Here is a 24,241-nt window from a genome sequence, read left to right on the forward strand (position 1 = left end):
GTCGAATATTTAAATTAAAGAGAAAAGTTAACCCCAAAATTGAAGGTTCTGGCTGATGGAAAAGGGACGTATTCTATTCCCATTGAAGGAACTCCATTGATGCTTTTGTCCGTATTTACTTCCGGGTCGAATCCGGAATATTTGGTCATTACCAGTAAATTTTGTCCGTTTACATATACATTTAAGCCTTTGATAGTTTTTCCTATGTTGCCAACGTTATAATTAATGGTTGCATTTGCCAGCTTCAAATAATTTCCTTTTTCGATGTAACGTGAAGATGCGGCAATCGGATTTGCAAGAGATTCCCTGATAGCAGAGTTCAATAAAACCGAAGCCACATTTCTTGTTCCCAAATTGGTAATCGGTAAAACAGAGTTGGCGGTATTGTTGTAAATGTCCTGTCCGAAGGATCCGTTAAAGTTTAGTCCGAGGCTTAGTTTTTTATACCTGAAATCGGTGCTGATGCCCAGAATAAGACTTGGGTTTGGATTTCCTACATAATAATAGGTATAGCCATCATCTGCATATTGTGAAAAGCCATCTGCATTCAGACCTTCGTACTTTCTGGTGACCATTGCAAACAGGGGTAAACCGTCTTTGATCACTTCTATATTCACATCGCTTAACCCTTGTCCATTTAAGGCTCCGGTATTGATCAGACGGGTAGAGAAATCTTTTACTTTGTTATTAAGGAAAGTTGCATTTCCTCCTAATGACCATGAAAAATCAGTCTGGTCTATAATGCTGCCGTTCAGGGTAATTTCGACTCCTTTATTCAGGATATATCCGGGTAAATTACCCCAGGTAACTGAACCATCAGCTGCTGTGGGTTGTTGCGGACTTTGAGGAAATAGAAGGTCGGTTGTTTTTTTCCTGAATACGTCAATTGAACCAGTGATCCGGCTTTTAAAAAGGCCAAAATCGACACCGATGTTCATTTGTTCATCTGACTGCCATTTTAGATCCGGATTGTCGTTGTTGATGGGTTTTAAAGCGGTTCCGGTACCTTCATAGACATAAGCATAGCGTTGTTGGGAAGAACCTGAAGGGAATTCCTGATTTCCGGTTTTACCGTAACCAGCCCTGATCTTTAGCTGATCCAGCCAGGCTACATTTGCCATGAAATCTTCATTTTTTATATTCCATGCCGCAGAGAAGGATGGGAAATAACCATATCGGTTTTTGGAACCAAAACGGGTAGATCCATCTGCCCTTACAGTTGCTGTTAACAGGTATTTACCTGCATAATTAAAGATGGCACGGGCAAAATAAGATTGCAGCTCATACGTCGGATCGTTGAAGGAGCTCATCCTTCTGTTGTTTGGAGGCGTGGCCTGCATCGCATCTGTATAATCTACAGGAATATCACCAAATCCAGTGGCATTCATGTTTGTTCCTTTGTTGACATTATTGGTGTATTCATAACCAATGATGGCATTCAGATTCAGTTTCGATGCGATTTCCTTGTTGAAATTCAACGTATTGGTAAATTGGTGGGTAAGGATTTCGCTGTTTGAATAACTGGCATAACCGCCAGGGAAATTATCTGCAGGTTTTGCCTGAACTCCTTCTATATTAATAAAGCTGCGCGTAGAGCTTCTCCTCACACCTGAGCTGTAATTGAGACTCACCAGCATACGGTATTCCAGCCATGGGGTAATCTTATAATAAGGAGAGACACTTCCTAAAATAGAAGATACTTTAGATTTATCACTGTAGGCTTCAGACATGGCCAGGGGGTTGATGATCCTGCCATTTTCTATGAACAGGGAGCCATCAGGATTTCTTAGCGGTCTTGTTGGGTTCCATGTTAAAGCCTGACTGATTAAACTGCCTGTAAATCCGGCATCATTGGTAATCGGGGCAATGTTCTCGTTGTACTGACTGCTGATCATGGTAACGTCCATTCCGAGCTTTTTGCTGTCCAGAAATTTGAAGTTGCCATTAAAGGAAGCCGTATATTTTTTGAGGTCCGATTTCCGGATGATCCCCTGCTGATCCTGGTATCCAAAAGAAGCACGATAGGTACTGGCATCGTTCCCGCCACTCAACCCGACCGCATAATTCTGGTTGTAAGCAGTACGCATAATGGCATCCATCGCATCTACATTGCCGCCATAATCACCTGCAGTTAAACCATATTTGCTCAATGCAGAACGGTATTCATTACCGTCTAAAACATCAATCTGATTCATGATATTACTTACCCCTGTTGAGGCATTCACATCCAGTTTCATCGCCCCGCTGGCCCCTCTTTTTGTCGTGATCAGGACCACTCCGAAAGCTGCTCTGGAACCATAAATTGCAGTCGCAGAAGCATCTTTTAAGATTTCCATGGTGGCAATATCACTGGGATTGATAAAACTCAGTGGATTTCCTCCGGGAGCGGCACCAATACCTCCTCCTGGAGAAGCCTTAACTCCACCAACTGAAGCGGGACTGGCACTTGGTCTTGCCGAGTTCCCGGAAAGGGCAACGCCATCTACTACATATAAAGGTTGTCCACTTCCTGTAACGGCCGTATTTCCACGGATTTTTACAGTAGTGGCACCTCCTGGTTGACCGCTGTTATTGATCATCTGGACACCGGCAACTTTACCCTGCATCAATTGATCGGGGGCGATGAGCGGACCTTTGTTGAAATCCTTTGCAGAGATGGTGGCCACAGCACCGGTAAGGTCACTTTTTTTTACTGATCCATAACCGACAACGGTCACTTCAGTCAGTTCGTTTGCGGATCCCAATACGGCATTCAGGACTTTCTTTCCGTCAATATCGAGCGTGAGGGTTTGCATGCCTACATAACTGAAGGTTAGCTTTTTTCCATCTGCAGGCACATTGATGGCATATTTTCCATTGGCATCGGTCAGAGTTCTGACGCTTTTACCTTCAACGGAAACCGTTACGCCAATGAGGGTGGTATTCTCCTTATCTGTAACTGTTCCTGTTACAACCGATTGGGCATAGGCGGTAAAACAGGACAAGAGTAAGATAAAGAGGGACATTGCTGTTTTTTGCAGCGTTTTTGCATCGGGTCTGTTTCTGAAAACGACTCCGGCATTTCTGAGTAAAAAATTGCTCGTCATAATTGATTAGGTATGGTTAGTAAATAGGGTTTTATGGCAGGAAATTAATGGTGTTTTACCCAGGCTAAAATTTGCCTTTTATAGGTGCAATATTTGGTTTATATGGCTGAAAGCCATTACCTAAGATAGTTTATAATTTGATAAAGTCCAATTTTGTTGGAAATGAAGCAAATCATTGATTTTTTAGATAAAAAATAGCGTTTAATAATATTTTGAAATTTTGTTTTAAATATCTGCCTGTCAATGATATTGTGTATGGTTTTATTGATAATAATTGGTATTTTATGTTAGAAAACCTAAACCTGATTTTTCAATCATCTCACCACTATGAAAAAAAGATTATTACTCCTCATTGCGCTGTTGTTTCTGGGCTCAGAACTGACATTTGCACAAAAAAAGACCATTACCGGAACGGTAACCGATGCCACAACCAAAGAAACTTTAATTGGTGTATCGGTATACATCAAAGGAAGTAAACAAGGAACAAGTACCAATTCCGGCGGACAGTTCTCCATTGAGGCAACGCCAACCGATCAATTGATATTCAGTTATACCGGGTATAAGCCGGTTACCCAATTGGTTGGTGCCAATGCCAGCTTTCAAATCAGTTTGGAAAGCAATACGGCTCAGTTAGATGAAGTCGTCCTGATCGGTACACGTTCTGCGGGGCGGGTAAAGCTGGAAACGGCGGTTCCGGTAGACATTGTGAATGTCAGCAAGACCGCAGCTACGACTGGCAGACTGGAGCTGACTGATATCTTAAATTACGCGGCACCTTCCTTTAATTACAACAAGCAGTCCGGTTCTGATGGTGCAGACCATGTGGAGCTCGGAACGCTGAGGGGATTGGGGCCGGATCAGACCCTGGTCCTGGTAAACGGTAAACGCCGGCATTCCACCGCCTTTGTTTCTGTATTTGGAACCAGAGGACGGGGAAACTCAGGTGTCGATCTGAGTACCATTCCTACCGCTGCCATTGAGCGGGTCGAAATCCTGCGTGACGGCGCTTCTGCACAATATGGCTCTGATGCAATAGCGGGTGTAATTAACCTGGTGCTTAAAAAGAGTGTCGATGAGTTTACTGCCAATGCAGGCTATTCGGGATATTATGATCCTGCCTTTAACAGCAAGAAAAGTGTGGCCGCTGCTCAATATCCGCATGGCGGTACTATTGACGGCAATGCCTTTACTTTTGACGCGAACTATGGCCTGAAAATCGGAAAAACTGGTTTTCTTAACCTGACTGCCGACTATTCTAAAAACGGAAAGACTTACCGTCAGACAAAGGATACGGCAACTGCAAATCCTAAAGCATTGCCTTTAAATACGCCAAGACGGGCAAATGGCGATGGATCGTCAGAAGGAGGGACGATCTTTTTTAACAGTGAGATTCCGGTAAGTACCAAGACTACCTTTTACAGCTTTGGTGGTTACAGTTATAAAGGCTCGGATGCTTATGCTTTTACCCGTAACTTCTCTTCCAGACCGGAACGTTTCCCTACCAATGGTGCGAATATCATTCCTGTGGATGGCATCATTATAAAGACGCCTGACGGGGAATCCTATTACAATCCGCTCATTGAAACAAAGATTAAAGACCTGGGCTTTGCTGCGGGGATTAAAGGAAGCTTTGGAGAGGCCTGGAACTGGGACCTGAGCAATAATACCGGAAACAATGATTTTCATTTTTATGGAAAAAAGACGTTCAATGCTTCTCTGGGTGCAGATAAAACTTCTTTCGATGATGGAGGTTCCGAATTTTTACAGAATACAACAAACCTGAACTTCAGTAAACGTTTTGATAAAGTCCTTTCCGGATTTAACCTCGGTTTTGGTGCCGAATACCGTTACGAACGTTATAAAATTTCTGCAGGGGAGGAAGCTTCCTATAAGAATTACGATCCGGCGGGGATTAAGGCTGCGGGATCACAGGGTTTTCCTGGTTTTCAGCCCGGGGATGCCACGAATTCGAACCGCTCCGTATTTGGAGGCTTTGTTGATTTTGAGTTGGATGCGACCGACAAATGGCTGATCAATTTTGCGAACCGCCTGGAACATTACAGCGATTTCGGCTATAACTTCAGTACCAAGTTTGCCACACGTTATAAAATCGCCGATAATTTTAACATCCGTGGTTCAGTAGGTACGGGGTTCCGTGCGCCTTCTTTACAGCAGATCAATTACAGCTCAACCTTCACTAATGTGCAGGGATCTATCATTTCTGAAGTAAAGATTGCACCGAATACCAGTTCGATTACCAAAGCGGCGGGAATTCCAAACCTGAAACAGGAAACCTCAAAAAATGCAGGTTTAGGCTTTACCTTTAAACCAGTTCCTGAATTTAGCATTACTGTAGATGGTTATATCATCAATGTAAAAGACCGGGTGGTATTGTCGGGGCAGTTTAGCGCAGAGGATGCGACATTGGATCCTTCCTTTACAGATGCTTTAAAAGCACTGAGGGTAGGTACCGCACAGTTCTTTGCCAATGCCGTGAACACTACCAACCGTGGACTCGATGTGGTATTGGATTATAACAAAACAATAGGAGACAACCGCTACAGGATTTTGTTTACCGGGAATTTCCAAAGCATGGACATTGATAAAGTAAACTACCCGACTATTCTGGGTAAGACCGAGGCTTTAAAAGAGACTTTTCTGAGTTCAAGAGAGAAGAAATTCATTTTGGCCTCTGCGCCGAAAGTAAAGTTTTCTTTGAATCCTGAATATGGACATCAGGACCTGACCGTTGGTCTGCGTTTTACTTATTTCGGAAAAGTAGACATCTATGGATATGGCGACGGAACCGGGACTTCACCTGTGGTTCCAAAAGATGATGGTTCCGGTTCAGTTGCAGACCTCTACAACTATAGCGGAAAGCTGGTAAGCGATGTGTATTTATCTTATAAACTGAATAAATACGCAAGGATTTCGCTGGGCGCGGATAACGTATTCAACGTCCATCCTGATCTTGGCTATATCCCGGGTGCCAAGGGCTGGGCTTATAATAACGAGCCTGCAGGGCCGTTTGATGCCGTTCAGATGGGCGGAAATGGAAGGCGCATTTTTGCCAGGATCGGTTTTAATTTTTAGTACCTATAGGGATCAGGACCAGCATCATTCTGAGAAATCTGAATGGTGCTGGTCTTTTTCATTACCCCATTTTCTATTTGTTTCGATTGATCAGCCAGGGAGGAGAATAGTTGTTTCATGACTAAATTTATCACTTATAAACAGGAAGAAAAACCAATTAGCCAATGATTTACAATTAAAAACAGGTATAGCCGTTATAGGTATTTCCTGTAGACTTATGACGCGTAAAATATTGCTCCTGACCTGCTTTTGCCTCCTGTTTTGTTTTTCTGGTTCCGCGCAAGAGTCCGGCTTTAGTACAAAGCTGCCAATAGCAGAAGCGGAAGCTTTTGTCAAAAAGAAAAATATGGATGCTTCGATCTGTATTCTGGTCGACATGAGGATCCATTCCGGTAAAAACCGAATATTTGTATGGGATTTTAAGAAAAAGGAAGTGCTGATCACCGGTCTTTGTGCACATGGAGTGGGCGGGGGAAGTACGGCGAATAAACCGGTATTTAGCAACACGATTGGAAGCAATTGCACAGCGTTGGGGAAATACAGGATTGGGAAACGCGGTTATAGCAATTGGGGAATCCACATCAACTATAAGATGCATGGCCTGGAAAAAAGCAATGATAATGCTTATGCTCGGATCATCGTGTTGCATTCCTATTCACCCGTTCAGAACCATGAGATTTATCCAAACACTTTATTTGGACAAAGTGCAGGATGTCCGGTCCTGGCAGATGATGTGATGCGCAAGGTTGATCGGCTGTTAAAGAAAAAGAATAAACCTGTGTTGCTCTGGATTTACAATGGATAAAAAAAACCTTCAGAAGCATTGCTTCCGAAGGTTCAGTATCTGCCCGAATGAATTTTTAGGATGAGTTATGAGCGCGCGTTTAACGATGATTATCTGCCAGGATAAATGCTGGTCATGTATAATGCGTCGTTTGCTGAAATCGTAGTGTTGTTAGCGGCAATGGTTACATTGTTCGTTGTAAACTGAGCCTGAACAGGGTAGTGCATGATCGAAGCTTTATCGTAAGCGGAATAGTACAATCCGGTTCTCGAAGAAACAGCAAGCACATTATAATCTACCTGTGCTTTTGTCCAATAATTTGGCGCACCCATGTAGTAATTATAAACGGCTTGAGTATTCCATGGAATATTGGCATCAGGATGCGATTGTTCGTGGTTCAAGCCTAAAGCATGACCAAATTCATGGGTTACTGTCCTTCTGAATTCTGTATCGCTGGTATTGTCATTGAACCAGCCATAGTTCATAGAAACGGTTTTGTTTTTGGTGTCTATTCCGATGTAAGACCAGGATCCTCCTGCATCAAAAGCAACCTTAATGTCTGCTGCGGCATTGTCTGCTACAAACTGAAAGGTAAGGTTGGCATAAGTTTCCCAGCTTTTAGCATACTGCTGAACTTTAGATCTTACATAAGTACTTCCTCCGCTAAACCTAACTTTGATGGTACTTCCATTTGGCCATATTTTATTGGCCGGTCCGTTCGACTCTGTACCTGGTGTTTTACCATCAGGTGAATCGACCTTCATTTCACAAGAGAACGGGGCAGTGGATGCTGATTTTGAAACAGGTGCTTCTTCCTGGGATGAATTGTCAGTGTTTTTTTTACAGCCTGCCATGATTAAAAGCGTAACTGCAATGAACAATAGGTTTTTTGTAATTTTCATAAAATGGTTAGTTTCTCGGTAGATACTAATCCCAAGGTATGGTAATTTTTTTGATACATTATGGGATGACTGATATTTTTTTGTCAACAACATCAAATATTTGATATCAATAAACCGGTGGTTTATAGTAAGAATATTCATTTTATATCCGAAATTGGCCTGCACATCGCTTTGTGATTAAATTATTAATGGGCAACAAAATCGTCAGGTTCGTTTTTTTTGGGAATTACTTTGTAGGATTGCTTGCGGTTGCGCTTACCGTAGAAGCGACTCAGCAGCTCCGGCTTCCCTATAATTCCCTGAATTATTATTTACTGCTGTTTTTGGCCCCGACCATTTATTATACCTACGCCTATCACAAGATCTCGGCTCAGCCTGCTCCGAATAATCCACGCAGTCTGTGGTACGCGAAACATCGGATTTTTATCAGCTGGAGTCAGGGGATTCTTTTTAGTTTATGTATGGCTTTGGCTTTCCGGCTGCTCTATGTAAACTACAATAATATTTTGGATCTGCCCTTTAATTATTGGATCGCTATTGTAGTGATTATCCTCGCAGGAGGATTGTATTACCGGCTTTTGCCCAGGTCTTTCCTGAACTTCAACTTACGGAATACCGGATGGTTAAAAGCTTTTGTAATTGGCTTTGTATGGGCTTGTTGTGCAAATGTTCTGCCGCTGATTATGCTCAAAATAGAAACCGGGATCGGTTATCACGATCCACTGTTATGGACCTGGCTGTTCATCAAGAACTGGATGTTCTGCACGGTGAACGCGATCTTATTCGACATCAAGGATTATCCTACGGATGCCAATAAACACCTCAAAACATTTGTCGTCAGTTTTGGTTTAAGGCGAACCATATTTTATATCCTGATTCCCTTGCTGATCATTGGTATGGTCTCCCTTTTTATATTTGCCGGGTATAAAGGATTTGGACCTATCCCGACCTTATTGAATATACTCCCTTTTCTCCTGACGATTTATATCGCCTATTCCATGCGCAGAAGGAAAAACATCTTATATTATCTGATGGTTATTGACGGATTGATTTTGTTTAAAGCGGTTTGTGGCATCATTGCCATGCAATTCATGGTCTTATGATCAATAACTACGATAAAATAGCCAGATATTACGACAGACTGAGTCGTCTGGTGTTTTTTAAATCTCAGGTAAATGCCCAGATTAATCAACTGAAGTACATTCCCGAAAATAGCAGGGTGTTAATTGTTGGTGGAGGAACGGGCTGGATTTTGGAAGAACTTGCAAAAGTTCATCCTGCTGGCCTGCATATCGTTTATGTGGAGATATCCGCAAAGATGATCGCGCTTTCTAAAGTCAGAAATATAGGAGCGAACACCGTTGAATTTGTCAACATGGGGATAGAAGACTTTTCTTCTTCTTTAAGTTTTGACGTGATTTCCAGTCCGTTTTTGTTTGATAACTTTTCTGAGCGCAGGGCCTGGCTGATTTTTGAAAAGCTGGATGACTTGCTGGAAGAAAAAGGACATTGGCTTTTTGTAGATTTTAGTTTGAATGGGGGGAGTGGGAAATGGTGGAAATCTATATTCCTTCAGGTGATGTATGTTTTCTTTAAGCTCATCAGGATTGTGGAGGCATCGGAACTGATTGATATGGAACCTTATTTTAAACAGGCGAATTACAGGGTAATCGACAATAAGTTATACTACGGAGGTTTCATTCATGGCTTGGTTTATCTTAAAGAGAATAAACTCGTTTAAACGTTGTGTTTTTTTGGGAGCCGTCCAACAACATATTTAGAAGAAAACACGTTATCCCTTGGGGCCAGAACTCAGGGAAAAGATCAATTGGGGAGCCCAGTATAAAAATAAAATAAAGAGAGATTATAAAGAACTTAACCTATGACCGATCGCCTGGGTTTGAAGAAACCATCCTCCAGGGTAGAGGAACTGACAACTGCCTATTTTGCCTTTCTGGATAAACACCTGTCTGAACTGGTTGAAGGTAAAGCTACAGAGATGCTGGAGTTAAGTGAAATCTCCAGGGAACTTTGTGTTTCTCATCAGCACCTGATCGCTGTGATTCAGCAAAGCAGCGGCAATCATCCCTGTCATTTTTACGACTCTAAAATTTTAGCAGTTGCCCGGCGCTTGCTTAAAGAGACGAGCTTACCCGTAGCCGAGATTGCCAGACGCTTAACCTACGATCCTTCCAATTTCTCCAAGTTTTTTAAAAAGTACTCCGGAGAGACACCAGGACAATTCAGAAAAAAACAAGGTTTCTAAAAAACCGAAAAGTTCACCATAATGTAGCACTTTCTTCTCCAGACCTTTACCTCAGTCTTAACTTAAAAAGAAACATGATGTCTGGAAAAGATTTAAAAGAAAAAGTGGTACTGATTGCCGGAGGTGCTAAAAACCTGGGTGGCTTACTGAGCCTTGATTTTGCTAAAAAAGGAGCGAAGGTGGTGGTCCATTACAATAGCGACAGTACAAAAGCGGATGCCGAAAAAACACTTTCGGAAATAGAGGCCATAGGTGCCGAAGCGATGATAATACAAGGTGATCTGACGGTTCCTGCCAATGTAACCCTGCTTTTTGATGCGGCCATTGCGAGGTTTGGCGGGATTGATATCGCCATAAATACGGTAGGGATGGTGCTTAAAAAGCCCTTTGCTGAAACCACGGAAGCTGAATATGACACCATGTTTGGCGTAAATTCCAAATCTGCTTATTTCTTCCTTCAGGAAGCGGGGAAGAAAATAAATGATCATGGCAGAATTTGTACCATTGTGACTTCATTACTTGCTGCTTATACCGGCTTATATTCCACCTATGCGGGAGCGAAAGCACCGGTAGAACATTTTACCCGTGCGGCTTCCAAAGAATTCGGGGGACGTGGGATTTCAGTTACGGCCGTTGCTCCGGGACCTATGGATACGCCATTCTTTTATGGACAGGAATCTCCGGAGGCGGTAGCTTATCATCAATCGGCCTCTGCTTTGGGCGGTTTAACAAACATCAAAGACATTGCTCCATTGGTGGAGTTTTTGGTAACGGATGGCTGGTGGATCACCGGACAGACCATTTTTGCAAATGGAGGTTATACCACCAGATAGGATAAATAAATATCGTAATTACAAAGAGGATGGTTATTTTTATGGATGCCTCAACTTACGGATCATTTTTATAATGACTTGCCTGCCAATCGAATGGCACTTGCTGATCTTTTGGTAAAAGCTTCCTTGTTCCATCCCGTTCCGGCGAACTGGCATGTGATCATCACGGACATTAAAGGATCAACCCAGGCGGTGCAGTCTGGTCTTCATGAAACGGTAAATCTGATCGCTACAGGAAGCATTGTGACGGTGTTGAATTTAGCTTTCAGGGCAGGCATCACGGTTCCATTCTTTTTTGGGGGAGATGGGGCCACATTTATCGTTCCTCCATCTATTGTAGATCAAGCCATGCAAGGTTTGTTGTTATATCAGCTCAATACTTCGGAGAACTTTAACCTTGAATTGCGTGTCGGCGTGGTGCCGGTGCAGGAAATTTATCAGGAAGGCCATGAGCTGAACATCAGCAAATTCAGCCTTTCTGATGCTTTCTCCATTCCTGTTATACTGGGGAAAGGTTTAAGCTTTGCAGAGCAATTGATCAAAGCAGAAGACTATCTTTTTGCCTCTGAACTGGCGCCTGCAGGAGAGCTGGACCTCAGCGGAATGCAATGTCGCTGGGATAAAATTGATCCGCCGGAGCACAGCCAGGAAATTGTAACCCTGCTGGTTATGGCTGTAGGTACTGTTTCCCCGGCATTGGTCTTTAGCAAAGTGATCCGGCACATTGACGAGATTTACGGGCCTCCTCAAAAAAGGCAACCCATTTCGGTAGCTAAGCTTAAACTGAAATCCAGCTTCGACCGGTTGAGTGTGGAGATGCGCGCCAGGATCGGAAAGATTCGTTTTTTTGAACTCCTGAAGAGCTGGTTGATCAACCTGTATGGTTATATTTATTTTCAAACGGCAAGCGGGAAGAATTACCTGAACCGCCTGGTGGAAATGTCAGATACATTGGTCATGGATGGGAGAATAAATACTGTGATTTCCGGTAATCAAGCTGAACGTTTTCAGTTGCTGAAGGTTTTTGATGAACTGGAGCAGGCAGGAGAGCTGGTCTATGGTGTGCATGTTAGCGGAGATTCGGTGATGTCCTGTTATGTCCGGGACCTGAAAGACGGGCATATTCATTTTGTAGACGGATCGGAGGGAGGTTATACACAGGCCGCGCGTCAGTTGAAAGCAAAACTCATTCATAAGATCTAAAGATTTACTGCCAAACAGGAAAGGTGACGCAGGATATTATCCTACATCACCTTTTCTGTTTTTTGGTGTCTTTTATTAGTTAAAGCGGTATTTAATACCGAACTGCATTCTCCATCTTGCGGTTTCATCGATGCTGTTAGAGAAAGAATTCACCATTGGTGAAGCGCTCGTTGCATCTATGTAAGGGAAAGAGAAGGTTGGTTTTTTAGTGCCAGGATCTATGCCTTTATAGCTTAGCAATCCATTCGCCCTGTTCGCAAATTTAGGAACACCCCATGTTTTGTTGATCAGGTTTCCGAAATTGAAAACATCAAATGTGAACTGCAAAGCGTGTTTTTTGTTGCTGAAACTGGTAAATAAATCCTGTGCAATACGCAGGTCTAATGTGCCTACCATATTTCCTACAAGTCCGTTTCTTTCGGCATATTTTCCTCTTCTTTTATTTAAATAATTGTCCTGGCTAATGTAGCTGTCCAATTGTGACCAGATTTGATCTGGTGTACGCAAGTCTGGCGTTTTGCCGGTATTTTCAGCCACTAATAAAATTTCCGATTTGTCTCTCGGTACATAAATCAGGTCATTGCCTTTCAGCCCATCATTGTTTAGGTCGTTGGCATACGTGTAGGAGTACCTGAAACCATCCTGTAACTGATAGAACATGGAGATGGTTGTTCCCAGGTGGTTGATGTATTCTTTTCTGTAAACTAAAGAAGCGATGAAGCGGCTTTTAACCATATAGGTAGAGTAAGACATGGCTTCGGAATTGGGATCTCCTGAAACCTGTCTGTCTCTCCACATGGATTGAGCAATTGTACCACCATCATTTACGGAACGGGAATCTGTATAGGTATAGCCCGCAGTTGCGAAAAATCCTCCTTTGAATTCTTTAGAGAGTGTTCCGGTTAAGGAAAGACTGTAGCCTTTATCCGTATTTGTCATCACAATAGCCTCAGAAATGTTTGGTTTCGCAGGAGTTGGCGCGTCTGGGCCATAGATTCTGGAGCTTTTGTATACCGGACGGTTATCTGCACCTGGCAATGGAGATGAATCGTTGGTATTCAGGTTCACGTTTCTGAAATAAACAGAATTGATATCTTTTGAATATAAGGCTTCAATTGTTCCGTTCAGACCTCCGGGAAGTTTCTGATCTATTGCCAGGTTGGAGCGCCATACCTGCATAAATTTGAAATTTGGTTGGGTAACTGCAAGGCTGTAAGCGGTATTGTTCGCTGCAGTAGATTTGTTTACATTCCTGTATGCATCAACATCCGGGGTAAATGGACGGTTTGTCGGATTTGCGGTGTTTTCTGATCCAAACTGAACGCCATTATTGCTGGCTTGATTGGAGATCCATACCAATGGAGGGCGTCCGGTGAATAGCCCTGTTCCACCACGAACCTGTGTTTTGCCTTCATTATTTACATTCCAGTTAAAGCCCAGCCTTGGCGACCATAATATCGAGGCTTTTGGGAATCTGCTGACGTCGATCTTTTCTCCGTTTACAAAGCTTAGTTTTTCTACATTCTCGTTTCTTAAACCTGATGAAGAAGAGATGTCGTTTAAGTCGGCACGTAATCCTGCGGTTAGCTTAAACTGATCACTGATGGTAAAAGCGTCCTGCACGTATAAACCATAGGTGTTAGATTGCGTTTTGGCATAAGGAAAAGAACCATCGGGAAGGACAGAATATTGAATGCTGTAATTGGCGGCATTAGATAACCCATTTTTTGCACTGTTGTAAAAATCATCCAGGCTTTTAAAAGAATAAGCTCCATAATAATTAGGAGCAAAGCCATTTAAGGTTCTGTATCCTTCGTAATTAAGACCTACTGTGATTTCATGGCGTCCGGCATAAATATTTAAGTTATCTGTTACCTGATATACTTTTGTTTTTAGGGTGTTGAAAGCCGTGAATGGCTCGTAACCAAAAGCCGTAGAGGAGGTTCCATCAGAGTTCATGATGTCTACCAATGGGAATGGTTTACCACCTTTAGACTCCCTGAAATCGTTCATGTTGTTAAATCCGACAGTCAGCTGATTGGAGATCTTGTTGCTGAAGCGGGTTCTGAACTCCAGGTTCAGGTTGTCCATGTTGTTGTTGATCCCATAGCCGGCAGACTGAAAAGGAAGCCCTTGTCTGGAAGGCTGACGGTTGTTGGCAGGTGCACCACTGTTACTTGGCAGGATGTCTTTGTAAGATCTGAAATAGAAGTATTTTAAACTTAATGTGTTCTTATCGTCAATGTTGTAGTCGACCTTGGCTGATAATTTATCACTTCTGGTATTCAGTGCATAGTTTTCATAAGGACCAGGATTATAGCCCAATCCTTGCAAATAACCGCTCAATGCATCTAAGTCTTCCGCTTTAACCTGAGAAACATTCGGGCCTGTGTTACCACGGGACGCGACGAAACCGGTTCCCGGATCGGTACGTCTTTCCAGCTCGCCACTTAAGAAGAAGAACAATTTATTTTTGATGATCGGACCTCCTAAGGTCAATCCATAGCCTTTCAGGCTGAAATTTGTTACTGGTGCTTTTAAACCTGCATAGTTATAATCACTAACCAGGTCCTGGTTTCTGAAGTAGCTGTTTAGTGTTCCCTGAAATTCGTTCGTTCCACTTTTCGTTACTGCATTGATCGCAGCTCCGGTGAAGCCACTTTGACGGATGTCGTAAGGGGCGATGTTTACATTGATCTCTTCAAATGCATCCATATTAATGGGTTGAGAACCGGTCTGACTACCAATTGTTCCCTGTAAACCAAAAGCATTGTTAAACAAGGCTCCATCTACTGTGAAATTATTACCCACATTGCTTCTTCCGGCAAAGCTCGGACTTCCAAACTGAACTGAAAACTGAGGAGTAAGCTTTACAAAATCTGTAAAACTCCTGTTTAACGTCGGTAGGTTCTGAATTGCGGTTCTGGAAATATTTTGTGCGGCACCTGTTCTGCCAGAATTAAATACCTTACTCTGAGTAGCGGTCACCGTAACTTCCGACAGGTTATTGGCGTCTTCGCTCAGCTTCACATTTAAGGTTGCATTCTGACTCAGGGCCAGTTTTTCTACGCGGTCGGTATTGCTTTTATAACCCACAAAGGAAACAGTGATCGAATAAGGACCGCCAATTCGCATTGCTGGAATATTGTATCGGCCATCTGACCGTGTTGATGTAGCATATCTGGTTCCTGATGGCTCGTGAACTGCAATTACAGATGCACCGGCAATCGGGCCTCCTGCATCTGCAACCAAACCATTGATGGAAGCGGTAGTCTCATTTTGTGCCCGGACCAATTGTCCGCTCAGCATCAAAAACGTAGTAAAGAGAAAAAGGAATAGATGTTTTTTCATGAAGTTTTTTTCTGCAAAATTACTTCTTGAAAGCAGTCTTTATGGTAGCTTGATGTTAATTTATTATTAACATCCGTCCTTGTTGTGGGAAAATTAACTTTAAATTTAAGTCGTTTGCTGCCTTGAGTTGTTTTTTGATTCTTTCTTCTTTATAAATTGGCGGTTTCCGATGGGTGATGATAAAGGAGAGTTTCCTGAAAGCTGCGGCTTCAGTTAGTTGTTGTAATTGCTGAAGTTCTTTAAAAAAGAGCTTTGGAGTCAGGTGCCCAAAGAGTTGATTTTCGGGTTGCTCATTCGGAAAGGAGACTTCTAAGAATATCGCCTTTAATTGGCCTGAATTTACCAATGGTGCCACTTTTTGCCATAATTTCTTTAAGCGGTCTGACTTTTCGATCTCGTCCGCTCCGGTATCTCCCAAATACAAAACATAACTTTCATTGGTTTTAACGAGAAAAGCGGTGCTTTGATAGGGGTTACCATGGCTCAAAGTATAGGCCTGAACTGTCATCTCTGTTCCTTCCAAAGCCTGAGATTTATCTTCTTCGAGTGGGGTATAAGTATATTTTTTCAATTGAGGTTTTTCTCCGTCATTCGCAAAGTTTGCCCAGGCATCCCAGGTAAAGTATTTATCCCTGATGATGTTTAAAACTTTTGGCATCGAATAGATATTTTTGGAACTATCTGCCGGAGAATTGATGATCAGGCCGGCCAGGTGATCCAGATGGGCATGGGATATTAAATAGCCTTTTACCTGTTTTTTCAGGACTTCCTGAGTGGAGCCTTTAAAGATGCCACGTTGAATTGCTTTTTGAATGCCTGCATGAATGGTTCCCGCATCAAGTGCGATATAGTTGTCGCTCTGAAGAGGGGCAAGGAGGTAAGCAGAAAGATTGCTTTCATCATCGCCACCTTTAACGCCAAGAGGGACAATTTTAAAGGAAGTATTCGTTTGCTGTGCGAAGGAACTTAGTCCGCTAAGGAGTACGAATGATAAAATACAGGAGATTCTTTTTAGCATAATCAATGGTGTTAACCGGAGCAAAGATACCGCTCAGAAAGCGGTAATTCCCAGGTCCTGAAAAAGGAATTTCAACGTTTTCAATAAGCGCTTGTTTGTCAGCCTTTTTGTACTGACCGTATCTTATAAAATTTTCACAGAATTATATAAATTGTTGTAGCATAACTGAATTAACTTTGTGTCTGATGAACAGAAACTCTGGCATATCGCGAAAGGCAGTTTTCCTGCTGATCGTATTCCTTTTGAATACGGTGGTTGGTTTTGCCTGTTGTGTAGGCCTGGGAATGGGAGCTGTTAAAGCCCATCATCATGAGGTTAAGGAATCGAAGGCAGCTCATCATCATCATCAAGGCGAAGATGATCATCATGCCGTAAAAGGAGATCACGATCATTCCTCAAAGAAAACAACCGAGGACTGCTGTACAGATCAGGTTCAAAAAATTGAAAAGACCGATAAGCTGAGTCCTCCGGTTTTGGAGTTCAGTACTTATCAGCCATTTTATACCCTTATTTATCCCAATTACGTCCTTTTGGAGGCTTCGGTGTCTTCATTGTACACCCTTCGTCCCAAATATTTTGTTCGGGATGACCATCCCCCCATTCCTGACATCAGGATTGCCCTGCAAAGTTTTCAGATTTGAGATGATGTTTTAACAGCGTTTTCCGGTTAGCACTGCGCTAATCCCATTTGCTTTTTAACATCAAATCAATCAAAATGAAAAAGATATTTCTTATCGTTGCTTTCGTAGCAACCTTCTCTGTGCAAAATGGTTTTGCACAGGACCATAACAATGACTCAAAACCGGGTCAGTTACTCGATTTATATTATCAGATCAAAGATGCCCTGGTAAAGGGTAATCCTACGCTGGCAGCCGGTGCGGCCGAAGCGTTTTCAAAATCAGCCTTAGCGTCAAAAGACCTTCCTGAGGCTGATCGTAAAGTACTTCTTAAAGATGCTGCGGCAATTTCTTCGACAAAAGATTTGAAAGAACAGCGGGTTTATCTTGCGGATTTCTCCGAGCATATGTTTGCACTCGCAAAGTCTGTGAAGCTGAGCACTGATCCGATTTACAAGATCTATTGCCCGATGAAAAAGGTCAATTGGCTCAGTAAGGAATCGGCGATCAAAAACCCTTACTACGGAAGCGCCATGCTGACTTGCGGCAAAGTAGCGGAAACACTTAAATAATCTTAAAAAATTAACTTATCTTAATCTAATAAAATGAAACTATTCATCTTTAGTACGCTGCTTTCTACTTTATTTCTTGCTGCATGCAGCAACAGCAGTTCTACGACCAGTCCATCTGAAGCTACACAACATACCGATAGCACTGCATCCGTCATCTCATCAGAAAAAACAAAACCTGCTCCGGCAGACGGAATCATCAATGGCTACCTGCAGCTGAAAAATGCATTGGTGGCAGATGATGATAAAGCGGCAGCGGAGGCTGGAAATGTAATGACGAAAGCCATGGCTGCATTTGATAAAACAGCGTTAAGCGCTGAGCAGGCTAAAATCTATAATGACATAGAAGCCGGTGTTAAAGAACACGCGGAGCATATCGGAGAGAATGTTGGGAATATTCACCATCAAAGAGAACATTTTGAAAGTTTAAGTCAGGATATCTATGACCTGGCAAAGGCTGTAGGAACTGGTCAGAAGTTGTATTTTGACCATTGTCCAATGTATAATGACAAAAAAGGAGCGAATTGGATCAGTGAAACAAAAGAGATCCAAAATCCATATCTAGGGAAGTCAATGCCTACCTGTGGATCGCTGAAGGAAGAACTTAATTAGACAATATTCATGAAAAGGACAAAGGTGGTGCTATTGACCTTATTCGCTTTATTTCTAATTATTCAGTTGATCAGGCCTGTCCGCAATGAACGCGGGCAGGCTCCTGAAGCTGATATAAAGAGCCTTTATGGAATGCCGGAGCAGGTACATGGGATTTTTAGAAGGGCTTGTTATGATTGTCATAGCAACAGCACAACTTATCCCTGGTACGCAGAGATTCAGCCTCTGGGCTGGTGGCTGGCAGATCACATCCGGGAAGGTAAAAGAGAATTGAATTTTAACGAGTTTGGAACTTATTCCCTGCGTAAGCAGAAAAGTAAATTAAAATCTATTGCAGGTAGTATAGAAGACAACAGCATGCCTTTGTCTTCTTATACCCTCATTCACAAAAATGCAACGTTGTCTTTACGCGATAAAGCCCTGGTTATGGATTGGCTGAACAGCACAAGGGACCGCATTTCATTAAACAAATAACCTATGAAAAGGACATTAATCATGATACTGTTGTTTGGCTTTTCGCAAATGGTTCTTGCACAACATGAAGGGCATCAAATGCCAGTCAAACAACCGAAAAAAGCGGAAACAGGAAAGCCCGTTGTATTGGAGAAAAGCAGTTTGAAAGTAAAAACGCAACCGAAATCAGTGCGTTACGACTTGTACATCAAGGATACGACGGTTAATTATTCTGGAAAGGAGAAAAAGGCAATTGCCATTAATGGTCGTATTCCCGGACCGGTATTGACCTTTACCGAGGGGGATACTGCGGTTGTATATGTACACAACCTCATGCATATGGAGACTTCAATCCACTGGCATGGTGTCTTTTTGCCTAACCGCTATGATGGGGTTCCCTATCTGACACAAATGCCGATTAAAGCTCATGAGACCTTTGTTTATAAATTCCCGGTCATCCAGAACGGTACCTATTGGTACCATAGTCATACGGAAATGCAGGAGCAAAGCGGAATGTATGGAGCACTGATCTTTAATAAGGTGAATGAACCGGAGATTCCGACCATTCCCGTGGTATTGAGCGACTGGACAGATATGAATCCAATGGAGGCAGACCGGTTTTTACATACGGCGAACGACTGGTTTGCCATTAAAAAAGGAACGACTCAAAGTTATGCTGAAGCGATACAAAAGGGCCATTTTAAGACCAAGCTGACCAACGAATGGAAGCGGATGAGTGCCATGGATGTGAGTGATGTCTATTATGAAAAGTTTCTCAGCAACGGGAAACCAACGCTTAGTTATGCTCAGTTTAAGGCAGGGGATAAGGTCAGACTGAGGATGGTTAACGGGGGAGCCTCTACTTATTTTTGGCTCAGTTACTCCGGTGGAAAGATTACTGTGGTCGGAAACGATGGCAACGATGTCGAACCTGTGGAAGTAGACCGCCTGATTATTGCTCCTTCTGAAACCTACGATGTGGTGGTCACCATTCCTGAAAATATGCAGTACGAGTTTTTATCCACCGCAGAAGACCGGACCAATTCGACTTCCATCTGGTTGGGGAGCGGGATGAAAATGCCGGCAAAACCTTTAGGTAAACTGAAGTATTTTGAAGGGATGAAGATGATGAACGACATGATGAAAATGGATGGAAGCATGGCGCCAATGGAAGGGATGGAAATGAGCAATCAGCAAATGGACATGAACAATGTCATGTATCCGGAGATTACAGGAGCCGAAGCGGGAAAAACCAAAAAGAAAGCGGAAAAGAAAGGCCATGATATGGAAACCATGGATCATAAGAAAACCATGGGCAATATGGAAGGGATGGAGATGGGGGGAGCCGAATCCGAAATTGTAACCCTAAACTACGGAATGTTGCGTGCTACAGAGAAGACCACGTTGAGAAAAGGACCGGAAAGGCTGTTAAAGTTTGAGCTGACCGGAAATATGGACCGCTATGTCTGGACGCTGGATAATAAAACCGTTTCGGAATCAGATAGAATCCTGATAAAAAAAGGAGAGAATGTGAAAATTATCCTCTATAACAACTCTATGATGCGTCATCCGATGCATTTACATGGACATGATTTTAGGGTATTAAACGGACAGGGAGCATACGCGCCGTTAAAAAATGTGCTGGATATCCTGCCTATGGAAACTGATACCCTGGAATTTGCGGCTACAGAAAGTGGCGATTGGTTTTTTCACTGCCACATTCTTTACCACATGATGAGTGGGATGGGAAGGGTCTTCAGTTATGAAAACTCCCCTCCAAATCCTGAAATTCCAAATCCTAAGTATGCGCAACGCATGTTAAACAGCGACGACAGGAAGTTTCATCTGATGGGAATGGCCGGATTGGAAAGCAATGGAAGCGACGGACAGTTGATGTTATCCAATACCCGTTACCGTCTTTCTACGGAATGGAGATTAGGCTTCAAAGCACACCATGGCATGGAAAGCGAAACTTATTTCGGCAGGTATTTGGGTAAAACGCAATGGCTGTTTCCTTTTATAGGTTTCGATTATCATTATAACCCGGTCAGAAATGAAAGGGAAAAGAATATGTTTGGACAGCTGAGCAATCAGAAGAACAGAAAGGCAATTACTGCCGGTATTCAGTATACCTTGCCAATGTTGATTGTTGCTGAAGCAAGGGTCGACAGCAAGGGCAAGCTGCGCTTTCAATTGAAACGTGAAGATGTGCCGATTACGAATAGATTAAGGTTCAGTTTTTCTGCAAATACGGACAAAGAATACATGACTGGTTTCCGGTATATCGTTACCAAATATTTCTCTTTGTCTACACACTATGATAGCGATATGGGCTATGGTGGAGGAATCACATTAAGTTATTAAGTCTGCTTTTTTATTTTTAAGTTTAAAACCGAGCGGAATCCCCGTTTTTGGGTGATTAAGAAAATAGAGGTAGTATGAAAATTTCAAGAAATGACCCTTATGATTCGAATCTGTGTATCAGAGGTTTAGGTGTGTTGCTTACGCAGATGCATTCCGACCTTTATGAATATACCTACTTCCTGACGTTTAAGAAATCTATGAAATCCTATGCTAAAGATTTCAATGATCCATGGGAACAAAGCATCGAGGAGCTGGATTTCTTCGAAAAAATTGAAGATCCCTTTGTCCAAAACTGCCTTGAAGCCCAGTTGAAACTGATCCATTGTAAACAAGAATTGACTTTGAGATTTGGCATTGATGAGGTGGAAGATTTGGAAGATCCTTTAATGGTCGTACAGGCTTTACGTTTCAGGCCGTATATACTCGTTTTTAAAAGGTCCAAAAGCTATAAAAAGTTAAAGCTTTATTATGAACGGTCGTTGGCTGAGTTTATTGAGAGCTTGTATTTCTATGCCTGCGCTTTAACGGCAGAGAGTTATAAGATTCCATTGGTATTGAAAAAGCGTTTTGTCCTTCCGGATGAGGAAAGTTTCCGCTTGTTGAATCATGATGACCATACCGTGGAATTATTGACCGGGCTGATCATTGGCTTAAAGAAAAATCTGAACGATTTGAGGCTGCTTATGAAGAAATAGCCGTTAGTGCAATTGCGGAATAAATCCTATCTTACGATACCTAATTATTATCATTCGAACCACATATGAATAAAAAGTTTCTCTTATTGGGGCTAAGCAGCCTGTTAACATTTCGGTCGGCAAATACACTATTTGCAGCAGACCATTTTCCATCCGCTGACGTTAAGCAGGAAGTAACTGCAAAAGACTTAATCGGTCGCTGGGACATTACCATGGACGAAAATGGAAAGTCTGTACCTTCCTGGCTGGAGGTTAAGCTTTCCGGTTACCGTACACTGGTTGGTTATTTTGTAGGCCCGTCAGGCAGTGCACGTCCCATTTCAAAAGTAAATTTTGATAAAGGCAAGTTCAGTTTTGCCATTCCACCACAATGGGAGGAAGGAACTCAGGATGTAGTGATTGAAGGAGAAGTATCAGGAACTGAAATTCATGGTACCCTGGTGAGTAGTGAAGGGAAAAAATATAGCTGGAAAGGTGTAAAAGCACCAGCATTAAAAAGAAAAGTAACCGCCTGGGCAAAACCTATTACCTTATTCAATGGAAAAGACCTTAAAGGCTGGAAGGCACTGGGTAAAAATCAGTGGTTGGTTAAAAATGGGGTATTGACCAGTCCGCAGTCTGGTGCCAATCTGATTTCTGATCGGAAGTTTAACGACTTTAAGCTACATGTAGAATTCAGGTATCAGAAAGGCAGCAATAGCGGGGTGTATTTAAGAGGACGTTATGAAGCGCAAATCGAAGACAGTCCGAAAGATGCACATCCTTCGAGCGTATTGTTTAGCGGGATATATGGTTTCTTACCGCCCAATGAAATTGCTGCTTTAGGACCAGACAAATGGCAGAGCTATGATATTACCCTGGTTGGTCGACTGGTAACGGTCGTAGCAAACGGGAAAACGGTGATCAGCAATCAGGAGATTCCGGGGATTACCGGCGGTGCACTGGACAGCAATGAGGGAGAAGCAGGACCGATCTACATTCAGGGAGATCATGGACCGATCGAATTCAGAAAAATTGTGATCACACCAGCAAAATAGATATTTATGGAGGCCTTGCTGACCAGGGTTTCTATTTATAGCCGTCAAATGATTGATGTCACCAACTTTGATACCGCGATTGATTTGCAGCAGCCAAGACGTATTCTAAAATACGTCTTGGTTTTTTGTACGTCCGGGAAGGCAACATTAGTGGTCGATGAAAACGAATTTGAACTTTCTGAAAACACCGTGATTACGATTACTTCCGGCCAAATCCATTATTTCAAAGCACTGGATGGCGCAGAAGGCATTATCCTGGAATTTACCTACGACTTCTTTATCAAGGGAGACCATGATATGGAACTTATCTTTCACAATGGTTTATTTTGTCATTTTGCGATGAATGAAGCCATCAAAGTAGAAAATGGCACAATGATCGTTAAGCTGCTGAAAGAAATTGAACAGGAAATTTTAACCAGACCTTATCAATACCTGATTTCAGTACACAGCAGGATTGAGCTGATCCTGATTGAGGTCAACCGTACCAAAATTAACCGGGGTGATGAGCTCTATAAGCCTGATGCTTTATTCCTTCGTTTTCTGGAAGCTGTATTGAGTAATTTTAAGAACAACTTGTCGGTGAATGATATTGCCGGGCTTCTCGGGACCACGGAAGCAAAGCTCAACGAGCTTTCAAAACTTCATACCAATAAAACAGCACAGAACGTGATCTTTGGATTGATTGTTTCTGAATCAAAACGGCTCTTTACTTACGAAAAATTATCGGTGAAAGAGGTGGCCTATGCTTTAGGTTTTAACGATCCTTTTTACTTTTCTAATTTCTTTAAGAAACACACGCGCATATCTCCAAAGTCTTATAAAGAGACGGTATTGAATTAATCTTATATGCTTTTTCCGGGATTCTCTATTCTTTAGGGAGGCCTCTTGTTGCACCTTTATAGCTGAATCAAAACAAATATGGAAAGATATCAGAACACCGCAACACTTCTCTTACGATTTGCATTAGCCATGGGATTTTTATCTGCTGTAAGCAGCAGACTGGGTTTGTTAGGCAGTCATTCTTCAGGCTGGGAGAACTTTTTAGCTTATGTTGGAAAGGTAAACTCTTTTGCTCCGGAGGGCTCAGTTTTAATTCTTGCGATCGCAAGTACCATTTTTGAAGCTGGCTTTGCGATCCTGCTACTCATCGGTTATCAAATCCGCTGGATTTCTGTTGGAGCTGCCGCATTAACCTTAGCATTCGCATTGGCGATGACCTATTCTTTTGGCCTCAAAGATCCCTTAGATTATTCTGTGTTTGCGTTTAGTGCTGCTGCCTTTCTCTTGTCTACTGCGCCAAAATATCCCTGGAGCATCGATGAACTGATCTTAAAAAAAGAAAACCGATAAACTTAAAT

The 24,241-nt window shown here is 42.5% G+C and carries 21 protein-coding genes; 16 read left to right on the forward strand and 5 right to left on the reverse strand.

Annotated elements, in window-relative coordinates; all coding sequences use genetic code 11:
* Positions 1–14 precede the first annotated feature (14 nt).
* A complete protein-coding gene (locus tag AAFF35_RS06585) occupies positions 15–3,086 on the reverse strand; it encodes a SusC/RagA family TonB-linked outer membrane protein (protein WP_342331608.1) in 3,072 nt (1,023 codons plus the stop codon).
* 327 nt (positions 3,087–3,413) lie between these two features.
* Here AAFF35_RS06585 and AAFF35_RS06590 point away from each other — a divergent pair, with 327 nt between their 5' ends.
* Positions 3,414–6,179: a TonB-dependent receptor gene (locus AAFF35_RS06590; protein WP_342331609.1), complete on the forward strand. Its 2,766-nt coding sequence runs from the start codon at positions 3,414–3,416 to the stop codon at positions 6,177–6,179.
* On the opposite strand, the gene AAFF35_RS06595 is transcribed toward AAFF35_RS06590, so the two are convergent.
* On the reverse strand, positions 6,176–6,298 hold the full coding sequence (locus AAFF35_RS06595; protein WP_342331610.1) for a hypothetical protein: 123 nt from the start codon (positions 6,296–6,298) through the stop codon (positions 6,176–6,178). The genes AAFF35_RS06590 and AAFF35_RS06595 overlap by 4 nt on opposite strands.
* A 98-nt stretch (positions 6,299–6,396) precedes the next feature.
* Between AAFF35_RS06595 and AAFF35_RS06600 the strand changes: the two genes are divergently transcribed.
* Complete coding sequence (locus tag AAFF35_RS06600) at positions 6,397–6,984, forward strand: murein L,D-transpeptidase catalytic domain-containing protein (protein ID WP_342331611.1); 588 nt, start codon at positions 6,397–6,399, stop codon at positions 6,982–6,984.
* Between the two features lie 89 nt (positions 6,985–7,073).
* On the opposite strand, the gene AAFF35_RS06605 is transcribed toward AAFF35_RS06600, so the two are convergent.
* Positions 7,074–7,865 carry a M12 family metallopeptidase gene (locus AAFF35_RS06605; RefSeq protein ID WP_342331612.1) on the reverse strand — a complete coding sequence of 264 codons (792 nt, stop codon included), beginning with the start codon at positions 7,863–7,865 and terminating at the stop codon, positions 7,074–7,076.
* A gap of 188 nt (positions 7,866–8,053) precedes the next feature.
* Between AAFF35_RS06605 and AAFF35_RS06610 the strand changes: the two genes are divergently transcribed.
* From AAFF35_RS06610 to AAFF35_RS06630, 5 genes are all read left to right on the forward strand, one after another.
* Positions 8,054–8,968 (forward strand): hypothetical protein, encoded by a 915-nt coding sequence (locus AAFF35_RS06610; RefSeq protein ID WP_342331613.1) that lies wholly within the window; start codon positions 8,054–8,056, stop codon positions 8,966–8,968.
* The gene (locus tag AAFF35_RS06615) at positions 8,965–9,606 is read left to right on the forward strand and encodes a class I SAM-dependent methyltransferase (RefSeq protein ID WP_342331614.1); all 642 of its coding nucleotides are present in this window, start codon (positions 8,965–8,967) and stop codon (positions 9,604–9,606) included. Before AAFF35_RS06610 ends, AAFF35_RS06615 begins: the two co-directional genes overlap by 4 nt.
* Before the next feature lie 141 nt (positions 9,607–9,747).
* Positions 9,748–10,131, forward strand: coding sequence for an AraC family transcriptional regulator (locus tag AAFF35_RS06620; RefSeq protein ID WP_342331615.1), 384 nt, complete (start codon positions 9,748–9,750; stop codon positions 10,129–10,131).
* Positions 10,132–10,205: 74 nt separating this feature from the next.
* The gene (locus AAFF35_RS06625; protein WP_342331616.1) at positions 10,206–10,964 is read left to right on the forward strand and encodes an SDR family oxidoreductase; all 759 of its coding nucleotides are present in this window, start codon (positions 10,206–10,208) and stop codon (positions 10,962–10,964) included.
* A gap of 45 nt (positions 10,965–11,009) precedes the next feature.
* Complete coding sequence (locus AAFF35_RS06630) at positions 11,010–12,167, forward strand: DUF3095 domain-containing protein (protein WP_342331618.1); 1,158 nt, start codon at positions 11,010–11,012, stop codon at positions 12,165–12,167.
* Positions 12,168–12,242: 75 nt separating this feature from the next.
* Here AAFF35_RS06630 and AAFF35_RS06635 read toward each other — a convergent pair whose 3' ends face one another.
* Both AAFF35_RS06635 and AAFF35_RS06640 read right to left on the reverse strand, forming a co-directional pair.
* Positions 12,243–15,518 (reverse strand): carboxypeptidase regulatory-like domain-containing protein, encoded by a 3,276-nt coding sequence (locus AAFF35_RS06635; protein ID WP_342331619.1) that lies wholly within the window; start codon positions 15,516–15,518, stop codon positions 12,243–12,245.
* Between the two features lie 55 nt (positions 15,519–15,573).
* Positions 15,574–16,536 carry a 3',5'-cyclic-nucleotide phosphodiesterase gene (locus AAFF35_RS06640; RefSeq protein WP_342331620.1) on the reverse strand — a complete coding sequence of 321 codons (963 nt, stop codon included), beginning with the start codon at positions 16,534–16,536 and terminating at the stop codon, positions 15,574–15,576.
* Positions 16,537–16,721: 185 nt separating this feature from the next.
* Here AAFF35_RS06640 and AAFF35_RS06645 point away from each other — a divergent pair, with 185 nt between their 5' ends.
* From AAFF35_RS06645 to AAFF35_RS06685, 9 genes are all read left to right on the forward strand, one after another.
* Complete coding sequence (locus AAFF35_RS06645; protein ID WP_342331621.1) at positions 16,722–17,177, forward strand: hypothetical protein; 456 nt, start codon at positions 16,722–16,724, stop codon at positions 17,175–17,177.
* A gap of 74 nt (positions 17,178–17,251) precedes the next feature.
* Entirely contained in the window at positions 17,252–17,725 is a 474-nt protein-coding gene (locus AAFF35_RS06650; protein ID WP_342331622.1) for a DUF3347 domain-containing protein, read from the forward strand.
* Positions 17,726–17,758: 33 nt separating this feature from the next.
* Complete coding sequence (locus AAFF35_RS06655; RefSeq protein WP_342331623.1) at positions 17,759–18,334, forward strand: DUF3347 domain-containing protein; 576 nt, start codon at positions 17,759–17,761, stop codon at positions 18,332–18,334.
* Between the two features lie 9 nt (positions 18,335–18,343).
* Positions 18,344–18,808 carry a heme-binding domain-containing protein gene (locus AAFF35_RS06660; RefSeq protein ID WP_342331624.1) on the forward strand — a complete coding sequence of 155 codons (465 nt, stop codon included), beginning with the start codon at positions 18,344–18,346 and terminating at the stop codon, positions 18,806–18,808.
* A 3-nt stretch (positions 18,809–18,811) separates the two neighbouring features.
* The gene (locus AAFF35_RS06665) at positions 18,812–21,151 is read left to right on the forward strand and encodes a multicopper oxidase domain-containing protein (RefSeq protein WP_342331625.1); all 2,340 of its coding nucleotides are present in this window, start codon (positions 18,812–18,814) and stop codon (positions 21,149–21,151) included.
* A gap of 74 nt (positions 21,152–21,225) precedes the next feature.
* Positions 21,226–21,846: a hypothetical protein gene (locus AAFF35_RS06670; protein WP_342331626.1), complete on the forward strand. Its 621-nt coding sequence runs from the start codon at positions 21,226–21,228 to the stop codon at positions 21,844–21,846.
* A 65-nt stretch (positions 21,847–21,911) separates the two neighbouring features.
* Positions 21,912–22,883, forward strand: a complete 972-nt coding sequence (locus AAFF35_RS06675; protein ID WP_342331627.1) for a DUF1080 domain-containing protein — start codon at positions 21,912–21,914, stop codon at positions 22,881–22,883.
* Positions 22,884–22,889: 6 nt separating this feature from the next.
* The gene (locus AAFF35_RS06680) at positions 22,890–23,723 is read left to right on the forward strand and encodes an AraC family transcriptional regulator (RefSeq protein WP_342331628.1); all 834 of its coding nucleotides are present in this window, start codon (positions 22,890–22,892) and stop codon (positions 23,721–23,723) included.
* Positions 23,724–23,801: 78 nt separating this feature from the next.
* Positions 23,802–24,233, forward strand: a complete 432-nt coding sequence (locus AAFF35_RS06685; RefSeq protein WP_342331630.1) for a TQO small subunit DoxD — start codon at positions 23,802–23,804, stop codon at positions 24,231–24,233.
* Positions 24,234–24,241: the final 8 nt, after the last annotated feature.

Source organism: Pedobacter sp. FW305-3-2-15-E-R2A2 (assembly GCF_038446955.1).
Lineage (GTDB): Bacteria > Bacteroidota > Bacteroidia > Sphingobacteriales > Sphingobacteriaceae > Pedobacter.